This is a genomic window from Pseudomonas sp. TE3910, from assembly GCF_056279025.1.
In genome coordinates, this window is the sequence record NZ_JBWBQN010000001.1 from 2,687,873 (window position 1) to 2,711,242 (window position 23,370).

The following is a 23,370-nucleotide window of genomic DNA, read 5'->3' on the forward strand; positions in this document are numbered from 1 at the left end:
GTAATACTTGAATGCTTGACACCTAAATGGGGACGCCCCGGACGATTTCAAGCCTGCTCGTCAATCGACGGCGAAACCGGTGCCGGCGCCTTGCTGACCACAACCATGGCTGGGCGCAGCAGACGACCATTGAGCTGATAGCCCTTCTGGAACACTTTCAACACGCTGTTAGGCTCTACCTCAGCGCTTTCCTGCATGGCCATGGCCTGGTGATGCTCGGCATTGAACGGCTCGCCATGCGGGTCAATGGCTTCAAGGTTGAAGCGCTTGAGGGTGTCGTGGAACATTTTCAGCGTCAGCTCAATGCCTTCACGCATTGGGCGAATGCTTTCATCATCGGCACTGGAAAGCTCCAGACCGCGCTCCAGGCTATCGATGACCGGCAGCAGGTCGCCAGCGAACTTTTCCAGGGCGAACTTGTGGGCCTTCTCGATATCCTGCTCAGCACGACGGCGAATGTTCTGCAGATCGGCTGCAGCACGCAGAGATTGATCCTGGGCCGCCGCCAGCTGCTCTTCGAGCACCTGAACGCGAGCATTGAGGTCGTCGCCGGTCGCGCCTGCGGATTTGTCGGCGTTCAGATTCTGTTCGTCCAGCATCTGTTCGTCAGCCATAAAATCTCTCCTTTCAATTTTGTCAGCGAGCTGAACTCGCGCATCTGCCGCCTATATGGGGTCGCAAAATGCAGGTTCAAGGGCTGAAATCAGCAGAAGCACACCCGCGCTATGATCACTCGCGATCAAAAGCCACCTCACTCAAGCAAACAGAGCTAAAACCAGGCATTGTCAGCCGATTTGAAAACACTGTATAAATAACCAGACTTAACACTTGGGAGCCGCCCCAATGCTGGTGCATCTGTCTGTACATAATTACGCCATCGTCGAACACCTGGACCTCGAACTGTCCCGTGGCATGAGCGTCATCACTGGCGAAACCGGGGCCGGCAAGTCGATCATGCTTGACGCCTTGGGCCTGACACTCGGCGACCGGGCCGACAGTGGCGTGGTACGCCCAGGTGCAGACAAAGCCGACATCCTGGCCACCTTCGACCTGGTCGACATCCCCGAGGCTCGGGCCTGGCTGGCCGAACGCGACCTGGACACTGACGGCCCCTGCATCCTGCGGCGCGTCATCACTGCCGAGGGGCGCACCCGCGGCTACATCAACGGCACACCCTGCCCGCTGAGCGACCTCAAGGCACTGGGCGAACTGCTGATCGACATTCACAGCCAACACGAACATCAGTCGCTGCTGAAATCCGACACCCATCGCCGCCTGCTTGACGAATACGCAGGCGCCACCGACCTCGCCCGCCAGGTGCAACTGGCGGCCCAGCGCTGGCGACAAACGCGCCAGGAACTGGAGCGCCTGTCCAATTCCAGCGAAGAGCAGCAGGCTCGTCACCAGTTGTTGAGCTATCAACTCGAAGAGCTGGACAACCTGGGCCTTGGGGAAGATGAGCTGGAGCAACTGGAGCAAGAACACAAGAACCTGACCAACGCAGAGGCCCTGTTCGGCATTTGCCGCCAGGTCATCGACCATTGCAGCGAAAGCGATTCGGGCAATGTACTCAGCGCGCTGACCGCCAGCCTCAACCGCCTGACTGCCGTACACAACGCCCCCAAAGCACTGGGCGAAGCTGCCAACCTGATTGCCAGCGCGCAGATTCAGGTCGAAGAGGCCGTAGGCGAGCTCAATCGCTTCCTCGACAACTTCGATGCCGATCCAGCGCGCCTGCAACAACTGGAAGAACGCCTCGACACCATCTATACGCTGGCACGCAAGCATCGGGTTCATCCCACTGAACTGACTCAGTTGCAGTGCAAGCTGAGCAGCGAGCTTGGAACGCTCGACGCCAGTGATGAAGCCATCGAGCGCTTGAGCGAAGAACTCGCCGCCTATGCCCGCCATTACCAGGAAAAAGCCAGTGAGCTCAGCACGCTGCGCAGAGCAGCCGCGGACAGCCTGGCCTGCGCCGTGGAGCAAGAAATCCAGCGCCTGGGCATGCCCGGGGGGCGTTTCAACATTGCACTGCAGGCCAGCAACAGTGACGAACTACTGCCCCATGGGTTGGAACAGGTCGAACTGCTGGTCAGTGCCAACCCCGGCCAACCGCTCAAGGCGCTGGCCAAGGTAGCCTCCGGGGGCGAGTTGTCGCGCATCAGCCTGGCGATTCAGGTCATCACCGCACAAACATCACGCATCCCGACACTGGTGTTCGATGAAGTCGACGTAGGTATTGGCGGCCCGACAGCCGAGATCGTCGGCCAACTGCTACGCCGACTGGGCGAGCGCGGCCAGGTACTTACGGTTACCCACCTGCCGCAAGTCGCCGCCCAAGGCCATCATCATTTGTTCGTACACAAAGTACGCAACAGTGATGCAACCCACACCGCGGTCGCCAACCTGAGCAAACGTGAGCGCGTGGAGGAAGTGGCACGAATGCTCGGCGGCATTGACCTGACCAAAGAGTCCCTGGCCCACGCGCGCAAAATGGTCGTCACCAGCAAGGCCTGAAATATCCACTCACCAAAAATCACGAAGGCGACCCCAGGGTCGCCTTCTATGCCGTGCCTTAATGCTGGAAACGATTAACGCTTCTTGCGCACATACAGCACCAGATTGTGATCCACGAGCTCAAAGCCATGCTCGGCAACAATTTCTCTCTGGCGCTTTTCGATCTCGCTGTCGAAGAACTCGATCACTTCACCGGACTCCACATTGACCATGTGGTCGTGGTGGCCGCCATCAGCGAGCTCGAATACCGCGTGACCACCATCAAAGTTATGACGGACCACTAGGCCTGCCGCTTCGAACTGGGTCAGCACCCGGTAAACAGTGGCCAAGCCGACGTCCTCGCCTGCCTCCATCAACGCTTTGTAGACGTCCTCGGCGCTCATATGACGCTGCTCGGTCGAGTCAAGCATCTGTAGAATTTTGACTCGAGGCAGGGTCACCTTGAGACCGACTTTGCGTAGTTCGCTATTTTCAACCATGGTCAGCTTTCTCGCCGATGCTGCTTCGCAGCTTCTCTTAATACGGGTATGATCGGGGTTTACGTTGTCCAGCCAAGATAGTGGAAGTCGCCCACCGATGCAAAACACCAAGCTCTTGCTAACCAGCCTCACGTTTGTGGGACTGCTCGCACTCGCCGGTTGTTCATTCCCCGGGGTTTACAAAATCGACATCCAGCAGGGCAATGTCGTAACGCAAGACATGATAGACCAATTGCGCCCGGGAATGACCCGCCGGCAAGTGCGGTTTATCATGGGCAACCCACTGATTCAGGACACGTTCCACCCTAATCGCTGGGACTACCTGTACAGCCTGCAACCTGGTGGCGGCCAACGCCAGCAGGAACGCATGAGCGTTTTCTTCAACGAGAACGACCAACTGGCCAACCTGTCCGGCGACTTTATGCCAGGCGTGAGCCGTGACCAGGAGATCCTGGGGAGCGACGGCAATACCACCATCAGCCCGGCGCGCGGCAATGAAGCGGCTAAAGAAAAGCCCGCCAAAGCCGGCTCGCTGGAAGAGAAGCTGCAACGCGACGTGGATACCATCGAAGTTATCCCGGTGCCCGTGCAACAGCCGCTGGACACCTCGCCGCAGTAAGGCACACATAAAAAAGCCCGGATCATTCCGGGCTTTTTTATATCCGTTGTTTTTAGCGCTTGGCTTTTTTGAACACCCGAGCCACCTTGGCTGCACGCTGCTTGCGCACCTCTTTAGGGTCAACAAGCAGCGGCCGGTACAACTCGATACGCTCCCCTGCCTCGACCAGGCGCTCAGCCGGATTGGGCACGACACGCCCAAAGATACCCAACGGGCACTCGCTCACGTCGACCCCTGCAAGCTGCTCGGCAATGCCGGACAGGCGCACCGCCTCGCTCACCGAAGTCCCTTCTGGAACACTGCACGCCAGCAACCACTGACGCTCGGCAGTTGCATAGACCACTTCAATTTCAAGCATCGTCTCAGCCATTGAGTTGCTTTGCCCGCTGACAGAACGCATCAACCAGGGTATTGGCCGCCTGATTGAAGAGTGGGCCCAAGGTGGCCCGCACCAGCGGACCAGCATAGTCGAACGACAGGTCAAGGCTGATCTTGCAGGCCTTTTCGTTCAATGCCTTGAACACCCAGACACCGTGCAACTGGTTGAACGGCCCCTCCTCCAGGTTCATTTCGATCGACTGCCCAGGCACCAGCACATTACGCGTCACAAAGCGCTGGCTCATGCCACCCTTGGCAACCTCCAGGCTGGCGCGCATCTGCGTATCACTGGCCTCAAGTACCGTGCTCGAAGAACACCAAGGCAGAAACTCCGGGTAACGCGCCACGTCATTGACCAGATCGTAAAGCGCCTGGGCAGGGTAAGGCAGCAGGGCCGAACGTTGAATATGGGTAGTCATCCAGGCGTCACTTCCAAAGCTGAGCGGCAAACACAATCAGAATGCCGAGGGGCGCCACATAGCGCATCAAGAAGAAGGTCAGAGCAAACAGCAGCGGGCTGCGCATGGCCAATTCCTCGCGCACCGCTTCACGCCCCATGATCCAACCCGCGAATATCACAAAGCACAAACCACCCAGCGGCAACATGATGCGCGAGGTAAAGAAGTCGATCACCCCGAAAAAGTCCAGGCCGGCCTTGGCGCCCCATTCATAGAGCCGAAAGCCACTTTCATCGCTCACAAAGAACTTTGCCTGCTGCCAGACGTTGAACGAGAACACCGTGCCCAGGCCCACCAACCAGCAACTGAATGCCAGCCACGTGGTGATCCAGCCACGCCGCACACCCGTACGCTCAACCAGGTAGGCAACCATTGGCTCAAGCAGTGAAATTGCCGAGCTCCAGGCAGCCACCGCCACTAGAACAAAGAATACGACGCCCATCAACTGGCCGAAGGCCACATTGCCGAAGGCGAATGGCAACGCGACAAACATCAACCCTGGCCCTTCGCTGGGGTTCAAACCGGCGGCAAACACAATTGGAAACAACGCCAGGCCGGCAAGCAACGATACAAAGGTATCAAGCAGGGCCACCGACACAATCGTACCGGCAATCGATGATTGCTTCGGCATGTATGCGCCATAAATCAGCAGAGAACCGACACCGACACTCAGCGAGAAGAACGCATGCCCCATGGCTGGAAGCAGGCCATCCATCAGGCGCGACGGATCGAAGTCGAACATGAAGTGCACGCCCTGCATGAAGTGCCCGGTGGTCAGGCTGTAGCCCAGCAGGATTACCAGCAGCAGAAACAGCAGCGGCATCATGATGCGTAGGCTGCGCTCCAGCCCGGCGACAACACCCCTGGCGATCACGACCGCAGACAGCGCCATGAACAGGCTGTGCCAGAGCACCAGGCGCCAAGGATCACTGATCACACCATTGAAGTAGGCGCCCACCTGGTCGGCCGTCACACCTTGAAAATCACCCCGCCCCATGTCGAGGATGTAGTCAAACGACCACCCGCCCACAACGCTGTAAAACGAGAGAATCAACAATGCGGTAAGCATGCCGGCGAAGGCCCACCAGGACCAGCGCGGCGAGTGACCGGTTTCAACTGCCAGATCACGCAAGGCATTGGCCGGGCTTTGCCGGGTACGCCGCCCGATCAAGGTTTCGGCCAGCATCACCGGAATACCGATCAAGGCGATGCAGGCAAGGAAAACCAGGACAAAGGCACCACCACCGTAAACCCCGACCATGTAGGGGAATTTCCAGATGCTCCCCAGGCCTACCGCTGCGCCTGTCGCCGCCAGCACGAATACCCAGCGACTGGCCCAGCCACCATGGACAGAAACCTTGTCCGTCGACATCGACACACTCAACTCAGAAAAAAGAGCGCGCATTGTCCGGGATTCACTCCGGCGGCTCAAGCGCACCGCAACCCCGTAGCCGACAGCGCAGCGACTGCCTATAATGCCGCCCCTATGGCTAAAAAAACGAAACACCCAACAGGGACCATCGCGCAGAATAAAAAGGCGCGACACGATTACTTCATCGAGCACAAGTTCGAGGCCGGTCTGGTCCTGGCCGGTTGGGAAGTAAAGAGTCTGCGTGCCGGCAAGGCGCACCTGACGGACAGCTACGTGGTGCTCAAGGATGGCGAGGCATGGCTGATGGGTAGCCATATCACGCCACTGACCACGGCCAGTACCCACGTCATTGCCGACCCGACACGTACCCGCAAACTGCTGCTCAACCGCCGCGAGCTCGAGCGCCTGCATGCGGCTGTGCAGCAGAAGGGCTACACCTGCGTCGCCTTGTCGATCTACTGGAGCAAGCACTTGATCAAGTGCGAAATTGCGCTAGGTAAAGGCAAGAAGGAATACGACAAGCGCGATACCCAGCGCGAGCGTGATTCCGACCGCGAACTGCAGCGCGCAGTGCGCAGCAAGGGCCGGGAAGACTAAGGCCTAGGGCGGGCATGCTCTAACGCCCGCCACACCCTGGCACCGGCATGGCCGGCCCCTGAAAAGCGGCTGGCTAGCGGCCTTTGCGGCGCTCGGCCCGGGCAACCCGTTGCACTTCCTGACGCACCTCTTCGAGGACTTCCTGCACATACAGAATGTGCCGGCTAGACACCTCACGGGCATCTTGCGCACGCCCCTCGACAATCGCCAGATACAAATCACGGTGCTGAGCAATCAGCATGTCGCGTGTCTCGCTGCGCTGCTTGTACATACCGCCAATGTTGGTCACAACGTTGCGCTTGAGCAAGTCGAACAACCCACGAATGGTATGCAGCAGAACAGCATTGTGGCTGGCCTCGGCAATCGCCAGGTGAAAACTCGCATCGGCAGCCCCCTCCTCGGCCCGGCTGACTTCATCGGCACGGGCGTAGCAATCCTGAAGCGCATCGAAGGCGGCTTTCAGTCGTTCGCGATCAACCTCAGTTGCACGAATCGCCGCATAGTAGGCGCACGAGGCCTCCAGGGTGTGCCGGAACTCAAGCAGATCACGCTGCGCTTCAGGATTATTCTCAAGCAGCAGTAACAATGGATCACTGAACGTCGAGCCCAGCGACTCAGCCACGTAGTTACCGCCACCCTGGCGACTCACCAGCATGCCTCGGGCCACCAGTTTCTGGATGGCTTCACGCAACGACGGCCGTGAAACACCAAACTGCTCAGCCAGCAACCGCTCGGCCGGCAATCGCTCGCCAGCAGTCAAAGTGCCTTCAAGAATCATCCCCTCAAGCCGTTCGACGATGTCATCGGACAAACGGCGCTGGCGGACCTGATCGAAAACCATCACGTACTCTCCACTATCCCGGGCACCTCCGGAGCCGCCTATTCTGGCGTATCCACACCCGATCGACACCCATCAGTTTGCATCTTTCCAGGCCACTCAGGCGTCTTTTCCTACGCCCTGATACGAAAGTTTCGCCGAGGCAAATTGACACACCCCCGGCACGGCTTTTAACCTAGCGCCACGACATTGTAAATTGGTATTACCAATTAACCAACTGTCAGCGCACGACCAACAACAATTAGGGGCCACCCCATATGCAAACCTGGCAACAGATCTACAGTCCGCTTGGCAGTCTTGGCTTGTCCGCTATGGCGGCAGTCATCCCCATCGTGTTCTTCTTCCTGGCTCTGGCCGTATTCCGCCTCAAAGGCCACATCGCTGGCAGCATTACCCTGGCGTTGTCGATCCTGGTAGCGATCTTTGCGTTCCAGATGCCTGCCGACATGGCGTTCGCCGCTGCCGGCTATGGCTTTGCCTATGGCCTGTGGCCCATCGCCTGGATCATCGTCGCCGCCGTCTTCCTGTACAAATTGACGGTCAAGAGCGGTCAGTTCGAAGTCATCCGCAGCTCGGTGTTGTCGATTACCGACGACCAACGCCTGCAGGTGCTGCTGATTGGCTTCTGCTTCGGTGCGTTCCTTGAGGGTGCGGCCGGCTTCGGCGCGCCTGTGGCCATCACCGCAGCGTTGCTGGTAGGCCTGGGCTTCAACCCGCTCTACGCTGCCGGCCTGTGCCTGATCGCCAACACCGCGCCAGTAGCATTCGGTGCCTTGGGCATCCCGATCATCGTGGCCGGACAAGTTACCGGCATCGACGCGTTCAAGATTGGCGCCATGACCGGTCGCCAACTGCCACTGCTGTCGATGTTCGTACCGTTCTGGCTGGTGTTCATGATGGACGGCCTGCGCGGCGTCAAAGAGACCTGGCCAGCAGCGCTGGTCGCCGGCCTGAGCTTCGCCGTCACTCAGTACTTCACCTCCAACTTCATCGGCCCGGAACTGCCGGACATCACCTCGGCCTTGGCCAGCCTGATCTCCCTGACCCTGTTCCTGAAGGTCTGGCAGCCCAAGCGCTCGTTCGCAACCGCCAACGCCAGCGTGGGCGCGGCTGCCGTTCAGAGCGCTGGTGGCTTTGGTCAGCCACGCACGACCCAGCCGTCGCCTTACAGCCTGGGTGAAATTTTCAAAGCCTGGTCGCCGTTCCTGATCCTCACCGTGCTGGTCACCATCTGGACCCTGAAACCGTTCAAGGCGATGTTCGCCGCTGGCGGCTCGATGTACAGCTGGGTGTTCAACTTTGCCATCCCGCACCTGGATCAACTGGTCATCAAGAGCGCACCGATCGTTGCCAACCCAACGGCGATCCCGGCGGTGTTCAAACTTGACCCGATCTCGGCCACCGGTACGGCGATTTTCTTCTCTGCCCTGATCTCGATGCTGGTACTGAAGATCAACGTCAAAACTGGTCTGACCACTTTGAAAGAGACCTTCTACGAGCTGCGCTGGCCTATTCTTTCGATTGGCATGGTGCTGGCCTTTGCCTTCGTCACCAACTACTCGGGCATGTCCTCGACGATGGCTCTGGTGCTGGCCGGTACAGGCGCTGCGTTCCCGTTCTTCTCGCCGTTCCTGGGTTGGCTGGGCGTGTTCCTGACCGGTTCGGACACCTCGTCCAACGCGCTGTTCAGCTCGCTGCAAGCCACCACCGCACACCAGATCGGGGTCAACGACACCCTGCTGGTTGCGGCCAACACCAGCGGCGGCGTTACCGGCAAGATGATTTCGCCACAGTCCATCGCTGTCGCCTGCGCCGCCACCGGCCTGGTCGGCAAAGAGTCGGACCTGTTCCGCTTCACGCTTAAGCACAGCCTGTTCTTTGCCACCATCGTCGGCCTGATCACCCTGATCCAGGCGTACTGGCTGACCGGCATGCTGGTGCACTGATTCACGTTACGCTTGATGCAATAAACCTGGCGCGGGCACGCTCGCGCCAGTTGTTCAACAACCCCGCCTGCAAGGTTGCCGAAAGCTTCGCTGGATAAAGTGCCGGCAGCACGCAGGATGGATAACCGGGCCCACCCGGAGACACGCCTGATGAGCGACCTGTTTTACAACGCCGTGCCTAACGCCACCCGCGTCGCACCGCCACTGCCCCAACCACGGGAATACCCACAACACAAACCCGCGAAGGTCTACCTGTTCGGTACCTGTGTGGTCGATCTGTTCTACCCGGAAGCGGGCATGGACGCGATCCGCCTGCTGGAGCGTGAGGGCATTCGTGTCGAGTACCCCCAAGGCCAGAGCTGCTGTGGTCAACCGGCTTACACCAGCGGTTACACCGAGCAGGCCCGGGAAGTGGCCAGGGCACAACTGGCGCTGTTTGCCGGCGATTATCCGGTGGTCGTCCCGTCGGGCTCGTGTGCGGGCATGATTCGCGAACACTATGCGGACCTGTTCCACGACGAACCTGCCACGCTGCAACAGGTCAAGGCGCTTGCGGCGCGTACCTATGAGCTGGCCGAATTCCTGCTGCATGTGTGCAAGGTGCAACTGCAGGACAGCGGTAATCCGGTCAAAGTGGCGCTGCACACGTCATGCTCGGCACGCCGGGAAATGAACACCCATGTACACGGGCGTGCGCTGCTGGCACAACTGGGTAATGTGGAACGGGTCGAACACGACCATGAAAGCGAATGTTGTGGCTTTGGCGGCACCTTCAGCGTCCGTATGCCAGACATTAGCGGTGCAATGGTCGCAGACAAGACCCGCGCCTTGAAAGACTCCGGTGCCCACCAGGTGGTGAGCGCCGACTGCGGTTGCCTGATGAACATCAACGGCGCCCTGGAAAAACAGCGTGAAGCGCTGCGCGGCCAACACTTGGCCAGCTTCCTCTGGCAACGTACCGGGGGTGGTCAATGAGCACGCCATCGCTGATTCCGACCGTCGAGGTGCAGGACGATTTTCGCGCTCGGGCTCACAAGGCCTTGGGCGATCAACAACTGCGGAACAACTTCCGCAGTGCCATGGACTCGCTGATGACCAAGCGCGCCGTGGCCTTCAGTGATGCTCATGAACGTGAGCATCTGCGCGCACTGGGTAACGCCATTCGCGCTCGTGCACTATCCAAGCTGCCCGACTTGCTCGAGCAGCTTGAGCAGAACCTGACTCGCAACGGTGTGAAGGTACACTGGGCGGAAACGGTGGACGAAGCCAATGGCATCGTCCTCTCGATCATCCGGGCTCACGAGGCCCGGCAAGTGATCAAGGGCAAATCGATGGTCAGCGAAGAAATGGAGATGAACCATGTCCTCGCTGAACAGGGTATTGAATGCCTGGAATCGGACATGGGCGAGTTCATCGTCCAGCTCGACCACGAGAAGCCTTCTCATATCATTATGCCGGCAATCCATAAGAATGCCGGCCAGGTCGCGTCCTTGTTCCACGACAAACTTGGCGTGGAGTACACCAAGGACGTTGACCAACTTATTCAGATCGGCCGCCGGGTACTGCGTGAAAAGTTCTTCGAGGCTGATGTCGGCGTCTCCGGGGTCAACTTCGCCGTTGCCGAAACCGGCACCTTGCTGCTGGTAGAGAACGAAGGCAACGGGCGTATGTCCACCACTGTGCCGCCGGTGCATATTGCCGTGACCGGCATCGAGAAAGTGGTCGAGAACCTGCGCGATGTGGTGCCGCTGCTGTCGTTGCTGACCCGCTCCGCGCTTGGCCAGCCGATCACCACCTACGTCAACATGATCTCCGGCCCACGCAAGGCAGAAGAGCTCGACGGCCCACAGGAAGTCCACCTGGTGCTGCTCGACAACGGCCGCAGCCAGGCCTTCGCCGACAGCGAACTGCGCCAGACCCTGAACTGCATCCGCTGTGGCGCCTGCATGAACCATTGCCCGGTCTACACCCGCATTGGTGGCCACGCCTACGGTGAGGTCTACCCCGGCCCTATCGGCAAGATCATCACCCCCCACATGGTCGGCCTGGCCAAGGTTCCAGACCACCCGAGCGCGTCATCGCTGTGCGGTGCCTGTGGTGAAGTCTGCCCGGTGAAGATCCCAATTCCGGCCCTGTTGCGCCGCTTGCGCGAAGAAAACGTGAAAGCCCCGGACAGCCCGCATCAAGTCATGCGTGGCCAAGGCAGCAAGTATTCACGCAAGGAGCGGATGATCTGGAACTTCTGGGCTCGCCTGAATACATCGCCTGGGCTTTACCGCCTGTTCGGTTTCTTCGCCACCCGCTTGCGCCAGTGGGTGCCGAACAACGTCGGCCCCTGGACACAGAACCACAGCGCCCCGAAACCGGCTGCCCGCTCGCTGCATGAGCTGGCGCGTGAACACCTGGCCAAGCAGGACAAGCACTGATGAGCGCAAAACAGAACATCCTCGCCAAACTGCGCAAGAGCCTCAGCGGCACCACACCGCTGGCCGACAATTTCGATGAAGCGCTGGTCACCGAACCTTGGCGCTATGCTCCCGAGCAACGCATTGCCCAACTGCGCAAGTTGATGGAAGCGGTGCATACCGAAATCCACCTGACGAGCGCTGCCGATTGGCCGCAGCGTGTGGCGCAACTGATGCGTGAACGCCAGCTGCCAAGCCTGCTGATCGCCCCGGCCACGGCTCACGGCCAGCAGTTGTCGGCCTACTGGCAGCAATGCAGCGACTTGCCGCCACTCAAGGCCTACGACCGGCCCGTGGAAGAGTGGAAGGCCGAGCTGTTCAATGACACCCCGGCCAGCCTCACCGGTACCTTGGGCGCAATCGCCGCGACTGGCAGCCTGATCGTCTGGCCAACCCCACAGGAACCACGCTTGATGAGCCTGGTGCCGCCGGTGCATTTCGCCCTGCTCAAGGCCAGCGAAATCCATGACAACTTCTACGAGGTCCAGCAGAAGTTTTCCTGGGCCGCCGGCATGCCGACCAACGCCCTGCTGATCTCCGGCCCCTCGAAAACAGCCGACATCGAGCAGGTACTGGCCTACGGCGCCCACGGCCCGAAAGACCTGGTGGTGTTGATCCTGGAGGACCAATGAGCCTGCCTGCCTCGTTTCTGCACGACGTTCAGCGGCTGATCCCTAAGGACCGCCGCTTCGATGATCCAACCTCAACGTTAGCCTTCGGTACCGACGCCAGTTTCTATCGGCTGATCCCCAAGCTGGTGATTCGTGTCGAGTCTGAGGATGAAGTGGTCGCCCTGCTCAAACTGGCTCAACGCGACCAAGTGCCGGTGACCTTCCGAGCGGCGGGCACCAGCCTGTCCGGGCAAGCCATCAGCGACTCGGTGCTGATCGTCCTGGGCGACAACTGGAACGGGCGCGAAATCCGCACCCAGGGCCAGCAGATCCGCCTGCAACCCGGGGTGATTGGCGCGCAGGCAAACGCCTGGCTGGCCCCCTTCGGGCGCAAGATCGGCCCTGACCCGGCCTCGATCAACGCCTGCAAGATCGGCGGCATCGTTGCCAACAACGCCAGCGGCATGTGCTGTGGCACCGCCCAGAACACCTACCACACGCTGGCCGGCATGCGCCTGGTGTTGGCCGATGGCACGCGCCTGGACAGTGAGGACCCAGCCAGCGTCCGCGCCTTCGAGCAGAGCCACGCCGCACTGCTGGACGAACTCGCCCGGCTTGGCCGCGAGACACGCGCCAACACCGAACTGGCTGCGAAAATCCGCCACAAATACCGCCTGAAGAACACCACCGGTCTCTCGCTCAATGCCCTGATCGACTACGACCAGCCGCTGGATATCCTCTCCCACCTGATGGTCGGCTCCGAGGGTACCTTGGGCTTCATCAGTGCGGTCACCTACGACACCGTGATCGACCACCCGCACAAGGCTTCGGCTCTGATCGTCTTCCCGGATGTGGAGACCTGCTGCACCGCCGTCAGCGTCCTGAAGAGCCAGCCAGTCTCAGCCGTCGAGCTGCTTGACCGTCGCAGCCTGCGTTCAGTTCAAGACAAACCGGGAATGCCGGCCTTCGTCCAGCAACTGTCGGAAAGCGCCTGCGCACTGCTGATCGAGTCGCGCGCCGCCAGCCAGGCACTGCTGCATGAGCAACTGGCACAGATCATGGCCTCGTTGGCACCGTTTCCGGTGGAAAAGCAGGTGGACTTCACCGAAGACGCCAAGGAAAACGCCAAGCTCTGGGCCATTCGTAAAGACACCTTCCCGGCCGTCGGCGCCGTGCGCAAAACCGGCACGACGGTAATCATCGAAGACGTGACCTTCCCGGTGGAACAACTGGCCATCGGCGTGAACCGCCTGATCGCCCTGTTCGACAAACACCACTACGACGAAGCGATCCTGTTTGGCCATGCACTGGAAGGCAACCTGCACTTCGTCTTCACACAAGGCTTCAACAGCGCCGAGGAAGTCGCACGCTACCAGGCGTTCATGGACGACGTGGCGCACCTGGTGGCCGTCGAGTTCGGCGGCTCGCTGAAGGCCGAGCACGGCACCGGGCGCAACATGGCACCGTTCGTCGAACTGGAATGGGGCGAGGACGCCTACCAACTGATGTGGTCGCTCAAGCGCCTGCTTGACCCCAACGGCATCCTCAACCCGGATGTGGTGCTCAGCCAAGACCCACAGATCCACCTGAAGAACCTCAAGCCGTTGCCGGCGGCCGACGAAATCGTCGACAAGTGCATCGAGTGCGGGTTCTGCGAACCGGTCTGCCCGTCCAAGGGGCTGACCCTCAGCCCACGTCAACGCATCGTCATGTGGCGTGACATCCAGGCCAAGAAGCGCGCCGGCATTGATACCCGAGAACTGGAGCGCGACTACCAGTACCAAGGCATCGATACCTGTGCCGCTACCGGCCTGTGCGCACAGCGTTGCCCGGTAGGCATCAACACGGGCGAACTGGTGAAAAAACTTCGCGGCCAGGCCGCACAGCATGTAAAAACCGCGGACTGGCTGGCCGAGCACTTCCACTCGGCGCTCAGCGGAGCCCGCCTGACCCTGATGGCTGCAGATACGGCACGCAAGCTGCTCGGCGCACCGCGCCTGGGCCGTATCAGCAACACACTGAGCGAGCTCAGCAAGGGCCGTATACCGCAGTGGACGGCGGCCATGCCGCAGCCGCTCAAAGCCATGCGCTTCAGCCCGAGCAGCCACGATGCCCGCCCCCGCGTGGTGTACCTGGCCGCCTGCGTTTCGCGGGTCATGGGCCCAGCCGCGGGCGACCGTGAGCAGACCTCACTGCTGGACAAAACCCGCGCGCTGCTGGAAAAGGCCGGTTACCAGGTGGTCTTCCCCGAGAACCAGGACGGCCTCTGCTGCGGCCAGCCGTTTGCCTCCAAGGGCTACGCCGAGCAGGCCGAGCACAAACGCCAGGAACTCATCAGCGCGCTACTGCATGCCAGCCGCGGCGGGCTCGACCCTATCTACTGCGACACCAGCCCCTGCACCCTGCGCCTGGTTCAGGACCTGGCCGACACACGGCTGGACCTGTACGACCCAGTGCGCTTCATACGCACCCACCTGGTCGACAAACTGGAGTTCACACCGCAGGACGAACCGATTGCCGTCCACGTGACCTGCAGCACCCAGCACCTGGGCGAAAGCCAGGCACTGATCGACCTGGCGCGGCGCTGCAGCAAGCAGGTGGTGATTCCGGAAGGCATTCACTGCTGTGGTTTCGCTGGCGACAAAGGCTTTACCACACCGGAGCTCAATGCCCACTCACTGCGCAGCCTGAAGGATGCGGTGCAGCATTGCAGCGAAGGGATCTCCACCAGCCGCACCTGTGAAATCGGGCTGTCCAACCATGGCGGCATCGACTACCACGGTTTGGTTTACCTGGTGGACCGGGTGACACGGGCCCGGGCTATCTGAGTGCAACCATGGATCGCCAGCCTGGCCGGCGATCCATGGTTCCAGCAGACAGTCGACGTTACCCCAGCGAAAGCGTATACTCCCCTGTGAACGCCTAGAAAGCGTTCCAGCTAGAGCAGCAATTGGGGCCGATTAGGATTCGACGCCGGTAGCGAAACTCTAGGTGCATGCCGAGTTGGTAACAGAACTCGTAAATCCACTGTTGCAACTTTCTATAGTTGCCAATGACGAAACCTACGAGGGCTACGCTCTCGCTGCGTAAGCAGCTGAGCCCGCTCTTCTGGTAGCTTCGGCTCCAGCAATCACCAGGGGATGCCTGTAAACCCGAAGTGATTGTCATACAGAACAGGATCGCCGCGTAGTACGTTGTGGACGAAGTGGCTAAAACTTACACAACTCGCCCAATGCACCCTGCCCGTCGGGCCGCTGAGGGTTAACTTAATAGACACGGCTAAGCATGTAGTACCGACAGCGGAGTACTGGCGGACGGGGGTTCAAATCCCCCCGGCTCCACCAATTTGTCTTCCCAGGAAGACCCAGAAAAGCCGTAAAGCCTAGAGAAATCAAAGCTTTACGGCTTTTTTATTGCGAACATGGATGGGCCCCGGAGTTGATCGAAGTCGCCCTCGCCCACGTCGATAAAGTCGAAGTCCGAAGCGCGTACAACCGAGCGGACTACATCGAGCGCCGGCGCCCGATGATGGTTTGGTGGAGCGAGTACATCCCAAAAGCGGCAACAGGGGATCTATCGGTTACGGCTATCCATAGCGACCGAAGCGGTAACGTCGTACCGATTCGTTGATCGGACAACCGTCGCTGGCGGTGATGGAACTGGCTGTCAGATGGCCTGGAGGTCTCGCAACGCTTCCGGGTGCTGGCTGGCAACCCGCAACAGGGTCTGTGCCGCACCGGCAGGTCGCCGACGACCTTGCTCCCAATCCTGCAGCGTGCGCAGGCTGACGCCCAGTAGCTCCGCAAGTGCACTTTGAGACACGCCGACTTTGGCCCGGGCCTTAGCCGCAGCCGAAAGCTTCACCTCGGTTGTGCGTGCGGCCTTGCCAGCCTTCATTTGACGTACCGAAGCCAGCAAGTCCTTCTGAAAGCTTTCCATTTCATGGTCCATTACTGATTTCCTCTTTCAATTGATTCAGGAAGGCTGTCGGCAAGTTGTCGAACTTCGCCTTGGTGTAAGCGATCAGCAGCCAGCGGGTTTGCCGCCAACCAAGTGATGAACTCCTAGCGCTCGTCATCACGCCAGATTGATTCGGCGTAACGCTTGAATATCTCGGTTTCGATGATCGTGTACATGGCAAAAACATACGGCAAAGCGGTGCACGGTTCGCTGGTCGGATGCTTGCAATGCCGAGCACCAGCGCCTCCAGGACCTTGCTCTTGCAGGCATCAAGCAGTAAGGTCTATGCATCGCTACCCATTAGCGATACAGGATTGGCGTCCTGTCTGGTTCGGAAGACACAAAAGCCGCTGTCGCGGCTTTTTCGTGTCCTGCATGTGGCTGCCTGTTATGGGCGGGCCGTATGTGGGCATCTTCGGATGCGCCGGGGTCCAACTAGCCGGTACGCCAACCCATACGGTTCCGCCCACCCTGATTGGCGTCAGGAGGCGGTGTTATCACCTCTAGTGGAAAATTCAAAATGAACGAGCATTTCGAACCCTCGCGGTTCACGCGCAACAATCGTTTCATCCATGCATTGATACTCGACGCTCAAGCCTGGTTTAGCGTTGTCGATCTCGGCAGGCTTATGGGCTACTCCCTGAACGAGCGCCTCATTCGCAAACTCGACACCGACCAGTATCGTGTTCTCTCGCTGAACTACCACGGGGAAATTCAGGAGACGTTGATGGTGAGCGAGTCCGGCATGTATGCGCTCATGATCTATCACCAGATCCCTGAAAATCGAAACCTTCGGCAGTGGTTGACGCATGACGTCATCCCCGCACTACGAACAACCACAGCCTCCACAGCAGAGAATGGGCCAACGCTCACCACGCTGCATTGGGCGGGTCGTTCCGTGAGTCTTTTGCATTGGCAAAACACCGCCTGGATTCAATGGCGGGATATGCCAGTGCTGATGCCATCAGTCGAGCATGCCAACGGACTCAGTCGGTAAATTGACCTCTCACGGTCCATCTCGCGACGCCGTGCCGCTGTCATAGGCCGCGGTGGCGCGGAACATCTCGAAAGTTTGCCCCCCTTCTATATCCGTCAGGCCAGAGCAAAAAGCCTCCCGTATTTCCCCCGTGGCGACAGTCGCCACTATTTTTCTGCTGTCGCTGGGCTTTTAAAGCCAAGCCCCTGAGGACAGGAAGGCTTTGCCTTCGCACCCTCAGGGGCTCAAAAAAATACGACAAGCGGTCATCAGGCCAGGTAAGTCCACCTGCATCCGCCAATATCCAGCGCCATCACCCCGTGTAAAAAAAACCATCCGAAACGCCGTTGACCAACCGCCAAACAAGCGTTACATCAGGTGTGTAAAGACGCTGTCCTCGACAGCAAGCCCAGGTAGCCAGGACCTTTAGGGCTACGCCATACCTAGGTGGTCCCTGCCCATGCGCGCTCGCTTCCAATTAGGCGCGCAGTCACGCCCAACGTGATCGACGCAAAGTTATCCACCGTAGAGCTGCGACAGATCACGCCCGCGTCACCCGCAGCAGCGATGCAGATGATGGTGCCGCAGACTAGGGAATGGACTGCACCTGACTAACAGTCAGGCACGCCCGGTTCATCGCATAACTGCCTGCCGCTACCGACTCAGGATCTCGCGGCGCTGGTCTCGTCAGCCAATGCAGCCTCCACCCGCCCACCGGTAACGGTGCTCAGGAAGCCAGATCATGAGATGCCCTTGCTCCCGGTCGTAGAGAGCCACCAGTCCCGCGCTAGAGGACATCCCCACAGGTCGCAGGGGCCTTGATCCCTGATAACACTCAGCATTCTTGGCGGGATGACATGGGGCGAGGACTGGAGAGCAGAAGATGCGGTGACCGATATGGCATTGGTGGGTAGACGCGGTGGCCGTAATTTCGGCTACGGCAGGCAATTGAGTTACGCAGGACCACAAGCGCTGAAAGATATGTTCGGCGGAGGCCACTACGGCACGGCCAAGGCGGACTGTGATCGCTGGCAGGCATTCGTCAAGTTGTGCCGCTCCGAACAGGGGCCCGGTATCAACGATGCGCGGCAAATTGATCGGAAGGCATTAGCCGACTATGCGGCGTATCTGCGCGACGTTGTTGGACGCGGTGACCTCGCCGTCAGCACCGCACAAAATCGGTTATCCAGCGTTAACAGGACCATGGCGGCGCTTCGCGGTGATCAGTGCGTGAAGTTGCCGAGTCCGAGCAAGGCATTGGGTATGCAGCGCACTCGGGTTCGACATTCGGTGCCGCAGGGCCAAGACCGCGAACAGATTCAGCAGATCGTCGATGCGCTTTGCAGTCGTGAGCAGAGACGGGCCGCCGCGATCGTCCTGTTGGCGCGAGCCACCGGCATGAGCTTGCGTGAGGCCATCTTGGCCGACCTGCCACGGCTAGGCCGTGAGGCTGAAGTCTGCGGCAAGATCAACATCCAGGACGGTACCAAAGGTGGCCGCGCCGGCGTCTCGGCGCCACGTTGGATTGCGGTGGATCGCTATGTGCGTGATGCGCTTGCATTGGCGAAGCAGGTGTCGCCTGCTGGTAGCCGCAATCTGATTGCGCCAAACGAGAGTTATCTGAACGTTCTGCAGGAAGTCGTTCGCCCTGCCCGGGACATCCTCCATGCCGACAACGTCAAAGGCTTTCATGAACTACGGGCGGCGTTCGCATGTGAACGCTATGAGCAAATCACCCAACACCGTGCGCCTATCAACGGAGGCCAATATTACCTCGTAGATAAGAACCTTGATCGTGAGGCACGAAGGCAAATCAGCTATGAGCTCGGGCACGGTCGAGTCGATGTGGTAGCTGCCTACATTGGAGGGCGCGCATGAGTAAGCCATTCGACATGGACCTATTCCTGGCAAGCGTTTTGACCGGGTCTTACTCCACCCGCCAACACCACATTTGCCAGGCGAAGACAATTCAAACAGCAATCGCTGAGCGGTGGAGTAGAGAGAATCCATGGACCTGGAAACGCAAACATTTTGCTTGGTTTCTTATAAACAAAAGAAATGGCCGAAGCGAAGCCACTTGGAATTACTATAAAACCACCATCAAATTAATAATAAAGCGTTTTGAAAAACAAAACGCTTTTAAAAACACCCCATAACAAGCCAGGTCACCCTGCAGGTTTAGTTTTTAACTTTTTACCAGACCTATAACTAGACCCAACGCTCCGAAAATCAAACATATTCATTTCAAAAGATGATATCGACACTTGATTGGACCCATGAACATGAGTTATAAGTTTATCATAGCGCTCTTTATATGGCGCCTTAGCAACCGAACCGCCAAACTCACCAGTGTTAACCAGTGCAACATGTTGATACATGTGATAATACAAAGCATCCACCATTGAATCAAATGTGGTCACATCTTGATTCAACGCAACGACCAAGTATGCATCTGACTTATCTTTCAAGTCAGCACTAATCTTTATATCAGTAGCATCGTAACATACTGACCCTGAGAGCGTGAATCCTTTATCCTTCGGAAATGCTGGGTGAACTAACTCAATTAACAGCTGATAAGGACGCCAAGGTTTCACCTTGCCAACTTCGTCCTTCATCATATTAAATTTACCCTGAAGCCTACTTATAAATTTCTTACCCGCTGAAAGCTTTTGAGGTATGAGCCATTTCGCTACATTATTGGGGCCTTCCACCCCATGAAGCTTCACAAAAGTTAAACCTGTAAAAATCATTGCCCCAGTTTTATTCGCGAGCTGATGCAGAATATCAGTATCCTGTTCACTAACTGATAATTCCGGCCAAACTATAAGATCTATACTACTATCCTTGTAATTCAGATCATCAATACTACGCTGACTATGAGCCTTGTGTAAGATCAACTCAGCAACAGAGGCTATGTGCCTGCGATGTCTAGACCTATATTTAGGTGTATCCAACATAAGCCCATGCTCTTGGAAGTCGCCCTTCAACGGCAACAAAGATTGGACCATAACAACCTTTAGTGACTTCTTATCTTTCTGCCAATCAAAGCTAAATTTTTCTACATATGCAGGAATACCTGCCATCTTACAGAATAGCTTTTTCTGATACTTCAAGCGTTCAACTGTTAATTTCTGAAGGGTTTTAATATCCCAAATTTTTGGCCATTCATAATTCCCCTCATGCAAATTGGTTCCCGGCCATTGCAGTAAAGCAAACAGAAGACTGGAAACCCAGTTAGACATAGGTGCCGTCTCACCATTCAAAGCTTCAGGAGAATGCATCATGCCTAACTGACGCTTAACAAAGCTCGATCTCAAACCTATATATCGAGCCTGACTTGAGTCAGCTGGGGTCATTGAAGACCAGTCAACATTGCCCATTAAGCAACTACGGAGGAAGATTCCTAACCTGTATAGAGGCTTGTGATTTTCCTCAATCCATTCCGGCAAAGGAAATATCGGATCTTCATCAAAGTCGATCACGACACTGAATCGAACATCCAACGACTGAATTTTGCCCCAGTTCGAGCATGTTATCGTGCATTTCCCTAGATCAATATTAGAAAGAAGATCTAACGAATTTTCAGTTAGAGAATCCAATTCACAATCGAAGTCACCACCATTCAGCAACGCCAGCAACAAAGCAAGAGCGGAGTTCTCATGTGCAAACGGATTATCTGTCCTTTTGACAACCCCAAGTAGAGAAATAGGCTTTCCATTAAAACGGTTAAGGTCGCCGGTAATCGCCAACTGAAATAGGCCAGCCTTTTCCATAACGTCTTTGCATTCAGATATCCAACCGCAATCGTTATTTTTCGCATAATCAGCTAAGGCAGACAAGAACGCTGGTGACTCAACAGCTATTTTCTTGCAAAATCTTTTTACATCTAATCTACATAGACTACCGGCAGGCAAAGGAAAAACCTTTGCAAAAGACTTTTCTAGCAAACAACTGACAGCACGAACGACCAATCCCTTATCACACGACAACTGATAGGATAGAAGTGCATTAGCTGTAAAATCAGCAGCACTCATTTTTGCTGAAATGTTACGATATCCTTTCATCATCTTTGTAATGACATTAAAATCATCACTACTTGTATCTTGATCTAAGGGAGAGTCATTCCTAACCAAGCAATAAAACATTGCCTGATCAATAAGATTTTTATGCACAGACAAAGAACAAATGATATTTACCGCTAGATTTTGCAGCTGCTCAAAAAAACCATTTGTGTCAGCATGTGCTGGAAATGTCCATTTGTCTTTTGTATGTATTACTGTTGCCGCGTGACGAAAAATTTCCCCCAAACAATACTGAGCAACTTGCTGCTGGTGGAGTTCAGCCCCACGCTGAGCGACCGCCGTTAGCTGGCCCAACACAGGTTTCAGGATTCGCTTATCTGGAAATAGTTCTAATCCTTTTTTCAACAAAAGAGTTAAAGATGGATCTTTACTCCAACATGAAATAAATTTTCGAGCCATCCTTTCTTGTAGGTAATCCCAGGTTCCTGGTTTAGGGTTACCATTTTCATCCAGTTCTTGAGAAAAAAAACTTCGCTTCTGCTTCAACAAAGCATGAATCTTATTAGCCGAAAATCGTAGCAGCGTGTCATCACGAACGTCATTACTAGGCGCTTCGATAATTGCAAGCGGATTGGTGTTATCCTGATCATTTTGGGAGTCTCGCAGACTATCCGCCAGACCAATCAGTCCCTCCAGATGACCAAGCTGCTCATCTACTTCCGTGGCAGATAACGGGCCGCTGACCTTGCTTTGAATATCCTTAAGTTTCGTAGAAATTCCAGAACGCTTATATATAAATTTCTCTACTTTAGTCTTATCATGATTGAATTTCAGGCCAAGCGCTAGAAGATGGCAACCTATCTTTTCATCAATCACAGACCTAATTTCTTCCGAACGAATACCGTCGCCCACTAACACAATCAATCTCATATCATCGACATAGCGACAATAATCTACAAGACGGATATTATCCGAAAGATCCTGACCTATTAGCGCCTGAGCTATCTCATCAAATTTCAAAAGATAAATATTCGCTAGAAAACCGCCCACAACCAAGCCCTGCGGGATCCCACTTGGAATATTTTCTTGATCAGTTTTACATACTGCCTCATAAATAGCCGGGCTAGCTGCATCCCACTTCCAACTAACAAAGCTTTCTAGCAACCTCTCCACGATCGGATCTAGATTATTATCACACAGGTCTCTAATGCCAGACACTAACTTGTTACGATCTATATTATCGTAAAATTTAGCTATATCTAAATGAACCTCAAAAACTTGTTGACCCTTGTGCTTCTGCTGCAGCGCCTCCGCTCCGAAATATAAAGGTCTGGCAAGGAATTTTTGGTAATCCGAAAAGTACTTACTATAGCTCGTACTGTTACCCCATGCGAAGGTCGCATCAGAGTCCTTGAACTGACAATAGAGGCGATTACCATAATTCACTATCTTTTTCTGATGGACTTCATTTAGAGGTGTAGCCGCATTTCCTTGACTAGATTCGACCTTATTTACCAAGCACATCATGAGCGCCATCAGTAAGCTTTGATCTCGAATGGAAACATGGGCTAAAGGTCTAAGTGGTTTCGGTTTTTTTGCCTCGGGAGACCATCTATGAGTATAAGCTTCTGATGCATCAAAAGCCCAACCGAGCAAACCCATATCTAATATATTCAGATCTTGAGCCTTAACAAAAGCCCAACGCTCAGCTTTAGGCGCAGGCACTAGCCGTAATGCGTCGAAAGAAAATTCAGGACTCTTTAAGTCTGCGAGCCAATGACTGAGACGTTCATCTAGATCTAGTGCTGACCTATCGAGTTCAAAGTTGTCAGCGTACCAATTCGTCGACCGAATATACTGATGTGCCTTTTTCCAGGCTTGAGCAAGCACAACTTTATCTGTCAGATACTCAAAGGTAGGTTGTAGTGCACGATACTTACTTGCAAGTAATCCCATTTTCATAACTCAGAAATTTACAATCATTCTAATTTGTTTTATTAGTTACAGATTAATTGAAATCACTACATATCGTACGCATACCTACCCGCACAAACCATATCCGCGATTGGCTAAAATACGAAACCTAAATCACTGAAGATACTTCATGCACGACTTTAACATGCTGACTCAGC

The 23,370-nt window shown here is 56.3% G+C and carries 19 protein-coding genes, 1 other RNA gene and 2 pseudogenes; 13 read left to right on the forward strand and 9 right to left on the reverse strand.

The window, feature by feature from the left end; translation table 11 throughout:
- Window positions 1–47: 47 nt before the first annotated feature.
- The gene (gene grpE / locus ACZ9H3_RS12240; protein ID WP_065758251.1) at window positions 48–614 is read right to left on the reverse strand and encodes a nucleotide exchange factor GrpE; all 567 of its coding nucleotides are present in this window, start codon (window positions 612–614) and stop codon (window positions 48–50) included.
- Between the two features lie 229 nt (window positions 615–843).
- Here grpE and recN point away from each other — a divergent pair, with 229 nt between their 5' ends.
- On the forward strand, window positions 844–2,517 hold the full coding sequence (recN, locus tag ACZ9H3_RS12245; protein ID WP_099775844.1) for a DNA repair protein RecN: 1,674 nt from the start codon (window positions 844–846) through the stop codon (window positions 2,515–2,517).
- Window positions 2,518–2,591: 74 nt separating this feature from the next.
- On the opposite strand, the gene fur is transcribed toward recN, so the two are convergent.
- Entirely contained in the window at window positions 2,592–2,996 is a 405-nt protein-coding gene (fur, locus tag ACZ9H3_RS12250; RefSeq protein ID WP_065758249.1) for a ferric iron uptake transcriptional regulator, read from the reverse strand.
- A 97-nt stretch (window positions 2,997–3,093) separates the two neighbouring features.
- Here fur and ACZ9H3_RS12255 point away from each other — a divergent pair, with 97 nt between their 5' ends.
- Window positions 3,094–3,615: an outer membrane protein assembly factor BamE gene (locus ACZ9H3_RS12255; protein WP_065758248.1), complete on the forward strand. Its 522-nt coding sequence runs from the start codon at window positions 3,094–3,096 to the stop codon at window positions 3,613–3,615.
- Between the two features lie 52 nt (window positions 3,616–3,667).
- Here the strand turns inward: ACZ9H3_RS12255 and ACZ9H3_RS12260 are convergent, their stop codons facing one another.
- Genes ACZ9H3_RS12260 through ACZ9H3_RS12270 form a run of 3 tightly spaced genes read right to left on the reverse strand, consistent with a single transcriptional unit; the run spans window position 3,668 to window position 5,823 of the window.
- Complete coding sequence (locus tag ACZ9H3_RS12260) at window positions 3,668–3,985, reverse strand: RnfH family protein (protein ID WP_065758247.1); 318 nt, start codon at window positions 3,983–3,985, stop codon at window positions 3,668–3,670.
- Window positions 3,978–4,412, reverse strand: coding sequence for a type II toxin-antitoxin system RatA family toxin (locus ACZ9H3_RS12265; protein ID WP_065758246.1), 435 nt, complete (start codon window positions 4,410–4,412; stop codon window positions 3,978–3,980). The genes ACZ9H3_RS12260 and ACZ9H3_RS12265 overlap by 8 nt, the downstream gene beginning before the upstream one ends.
- A 7-nt stretch (window positions 4,413–4,419) precedes the next feature.
- The gene (locus ACZ9H3_RS12270; protein WP_065758245.1) at window positions 4,420–5,823 is read right to left on the reverse strand and encodes a sodium-dependent transporter; all 1,404 of its coding nucleotides are present in this window, start codon (window positions 5,821–5,823) and stop codon (window positions 4,420–4,422) included.
- 114 nt (window positions 5,824–5,937) lie between these two features.
- Here ACZ9H3_RS12270 and smpB point away from each other — a divergent pair, with 114 nt between their 5' ends.
- Window positions 5,938–6,420, forward strand: a complete 483-nt coding sequence (gene smpB / locus ACZ9H3_RS12275) for an SsrA-binding protein SmpB (protein WP_065758244.1) — start codon at window positions 5,938–5,940, stop codon at window positions 6,418–6,420.
- Between the two features lie 73 nt (window positions 6,421–6,493).
- On the opposite strand, the gene ACZ9H3_RS12280 is transcribed toward smpB, so the two are convergent.
- Window positions 6,494–7,261, reverse strand: coding sequence for a GntR family transcriptional regulator (locus ACZ9H3_RS12280; RefSeq protein ID WP_065758243.1), 768 nt, complete (start codon window positions 7,259–7,261; stop codon window positions 6,494–6,496).
- Window positions 7,262–7,515: 254 nt separating this feature from the next.
- On the opposite strand from ACZ9H3_RS12280, the gene ACZ9H3_RS12285 reads away from it, so the two are divergent.
- The 7 genes and pseudogenes from ACZ9H3_RS12285 to ACZ9H3_RS12315 all read left to right on the forward strand — a co-directional run.
- On the forward strand, window positions 7,516–9,204 hold the full coding sequence (locus ACZ9H3_RS12285; protein ID WP_065758242.1) for a lactate permease LctP family transporter: 1,689 nt from the start codon (window positions 7,516–7,518) through the stop codon (window positions 9,202–9,204).
- Window positions 9,205–9,354: 150 nt separating this feature from the next.
- On the forward strand, window positions 9,355–10,179 hold the full coding sequence (locus ACZ9H3_RS12290; protein ID WP_065758241.1) for a (Fe-S)-binding protein: 825 nt from the start codon (window positions 9,355–9,357) through the stop codon (window positions 10,177–10,179).
- Window positions 10,176–11,630, forward strand: coding sequence for a LutB/LldF family L-lactate oxidation iron-sulfur protein (locus ACZ9H3_RS12295; RefSeq protein ID WP_476220935.1), 1,455 nt, complete (start codon window positions 10,176–10,178; stop codon window positions 11,628–11,630). Before ACZ9H3_RS12290 ends, ACZ9H3_RS12295 begins: the two co-directional genes overlap by 4 nt.
- On the forward strand, window positions 11,630–12,301 hold the full coding sequence (locus ACZ9H3_RS12300; protein ID WP_476220937.1) for a LutC/YkgG family protein: 672 nt from the start codon (window positions 11,630–11,632) through the stop codon (window positions 12,299–12,301). The genes ACZ9H3_RS12295 and ACZ9H3_RS12300 overlap by 1 nt, the downstream gene beginning before the upstream one ends.
- Window positions 12,298–15,108: an FAD-binding and (Fe-S)-binding domain-containing protein gene (locus ACZ9H3_RS12305; RefSeq protein ID WP_476220939.1), complete on the forward strand. Its 2,811-nt coding sequence runs from the start codon at window positions 12,298–12,300 to the stop codon at window positions 15,106–15,108. Before ACZ9H3_RS12300 ends, ACZ9H3_RS12305 begins: the two co-directional genes overlap by 4 nt.
- A 124-nt stretch (window positions 15,109–15,232) precedes the next feature.
- Window positions 15,233–15,624, forward strand: a transfer-messenger RNA (tmRNA) gene (ssrA, locus tag ACZ9H3_RS12310).
- A 73-nt stretch (window positions 15,625–15,697) separates the two neighbouring features.
- Window positions 15,698–15,910 (forward strand): annotated as a pseudogene (locus ACZ9H3_RS12315) (integrase); the annotation flags it as partial.
- A gap of 36 nt (window positions 15,911–15,946) precedes the next feature.
- On the opposite strand, the gene ACZ9H3_RS12320 reads toward ACZ9H3_RS12315, so the two are convergent.
- Together ACZ9H3_RS12320 and ACZ9H3_RS12325 are read right to left on the reverse strand one after the other, a co-directional pair.
- Window positions 15,947–16,231, reverse strand: a complete 285-nt coding sequence (locus tag ACZ9H3_RS12320; RefSeq protein WP_476220941.1) for a helix-turn-helix domain-containing protein — start codon at window positions 16,229–16,231, stop codon at window positions 15,947–15,949.
- A pseudogene (locus ACZ9H3_RS12325) lies at window positions 16,221–16,416 on the reverse strand (hypothetical protein). The gene ACZ9H3_RS12320 and the pseudogene ACZ9H3_RS12325 overlap by 11 nt, the downstream one beginning before the upstream one ends.
- Window positions 16,417–16,760: 344 nt before the next feature.
- On the opposite strand from ACZ9H3_RS12325, the gene ACZ9H3_RS12330 reads away from it, so the two are divergent.
- From ACZ9H3_RS12330 to ACZ9H3_RS12340, 3 genes are all read left to right on the forward strand, one after another.
- A complete protein-coding gene (locus ACZ9H3_RS12330) occupies window positions 16,761–17,237 on the forward strand; it encodes a BRO-N domain-containing protein (RefSeq protein WP_476220943.1) in 477 nt (158 codons plus the stop codon).
- 876 nt (window positions 17,238–18,113) lie between these two features.
- On the forward strand, window positions 18,114–19,094 hold the full coding sequence (locus ACZ9H3_RS12335; protein WP_476222758.1) for an integrase domain-containing protein: 981 nt from the start codon (window positions 18,114–18,116) through the stop codon (window positions 19,092–19,094).
- On the forward strand, window positions 19,091–19,372 hold the full coding sequence (locus tag ACZ9H3_RS12340; RefSeq protein ID WP_476220945.1) for a hypothetical protein: 282 nt from the start codon (window positions 19,091–19,093) through the stop codon (window positions 19,370–19,372). The genes ACZ9H3_RS12335 and ACZ9H3_RS12340 overlap by 4 nt, the downstream gene beginning before the upstream one ends.
- A gap of 9 nt (window positions 19,373–19,381) precedes the next feature.
- On the opposite strand, the gene ACZ9H3_RS12345 is transcribed toward ACZ9H3_RS12340, so the two are convergent.
- Entirely contained in the window at window positions 19,382–23,194 is a 3,813-nt protein-coding gene (locus ACZ9H3_RS12345; protein WP_476220947.1) for an RNA-directed DNA polymerase, read from the reverse strand.
- Between the last annotated feature and the right edge of the window lie 176 nt (window positions 23,195–23,370).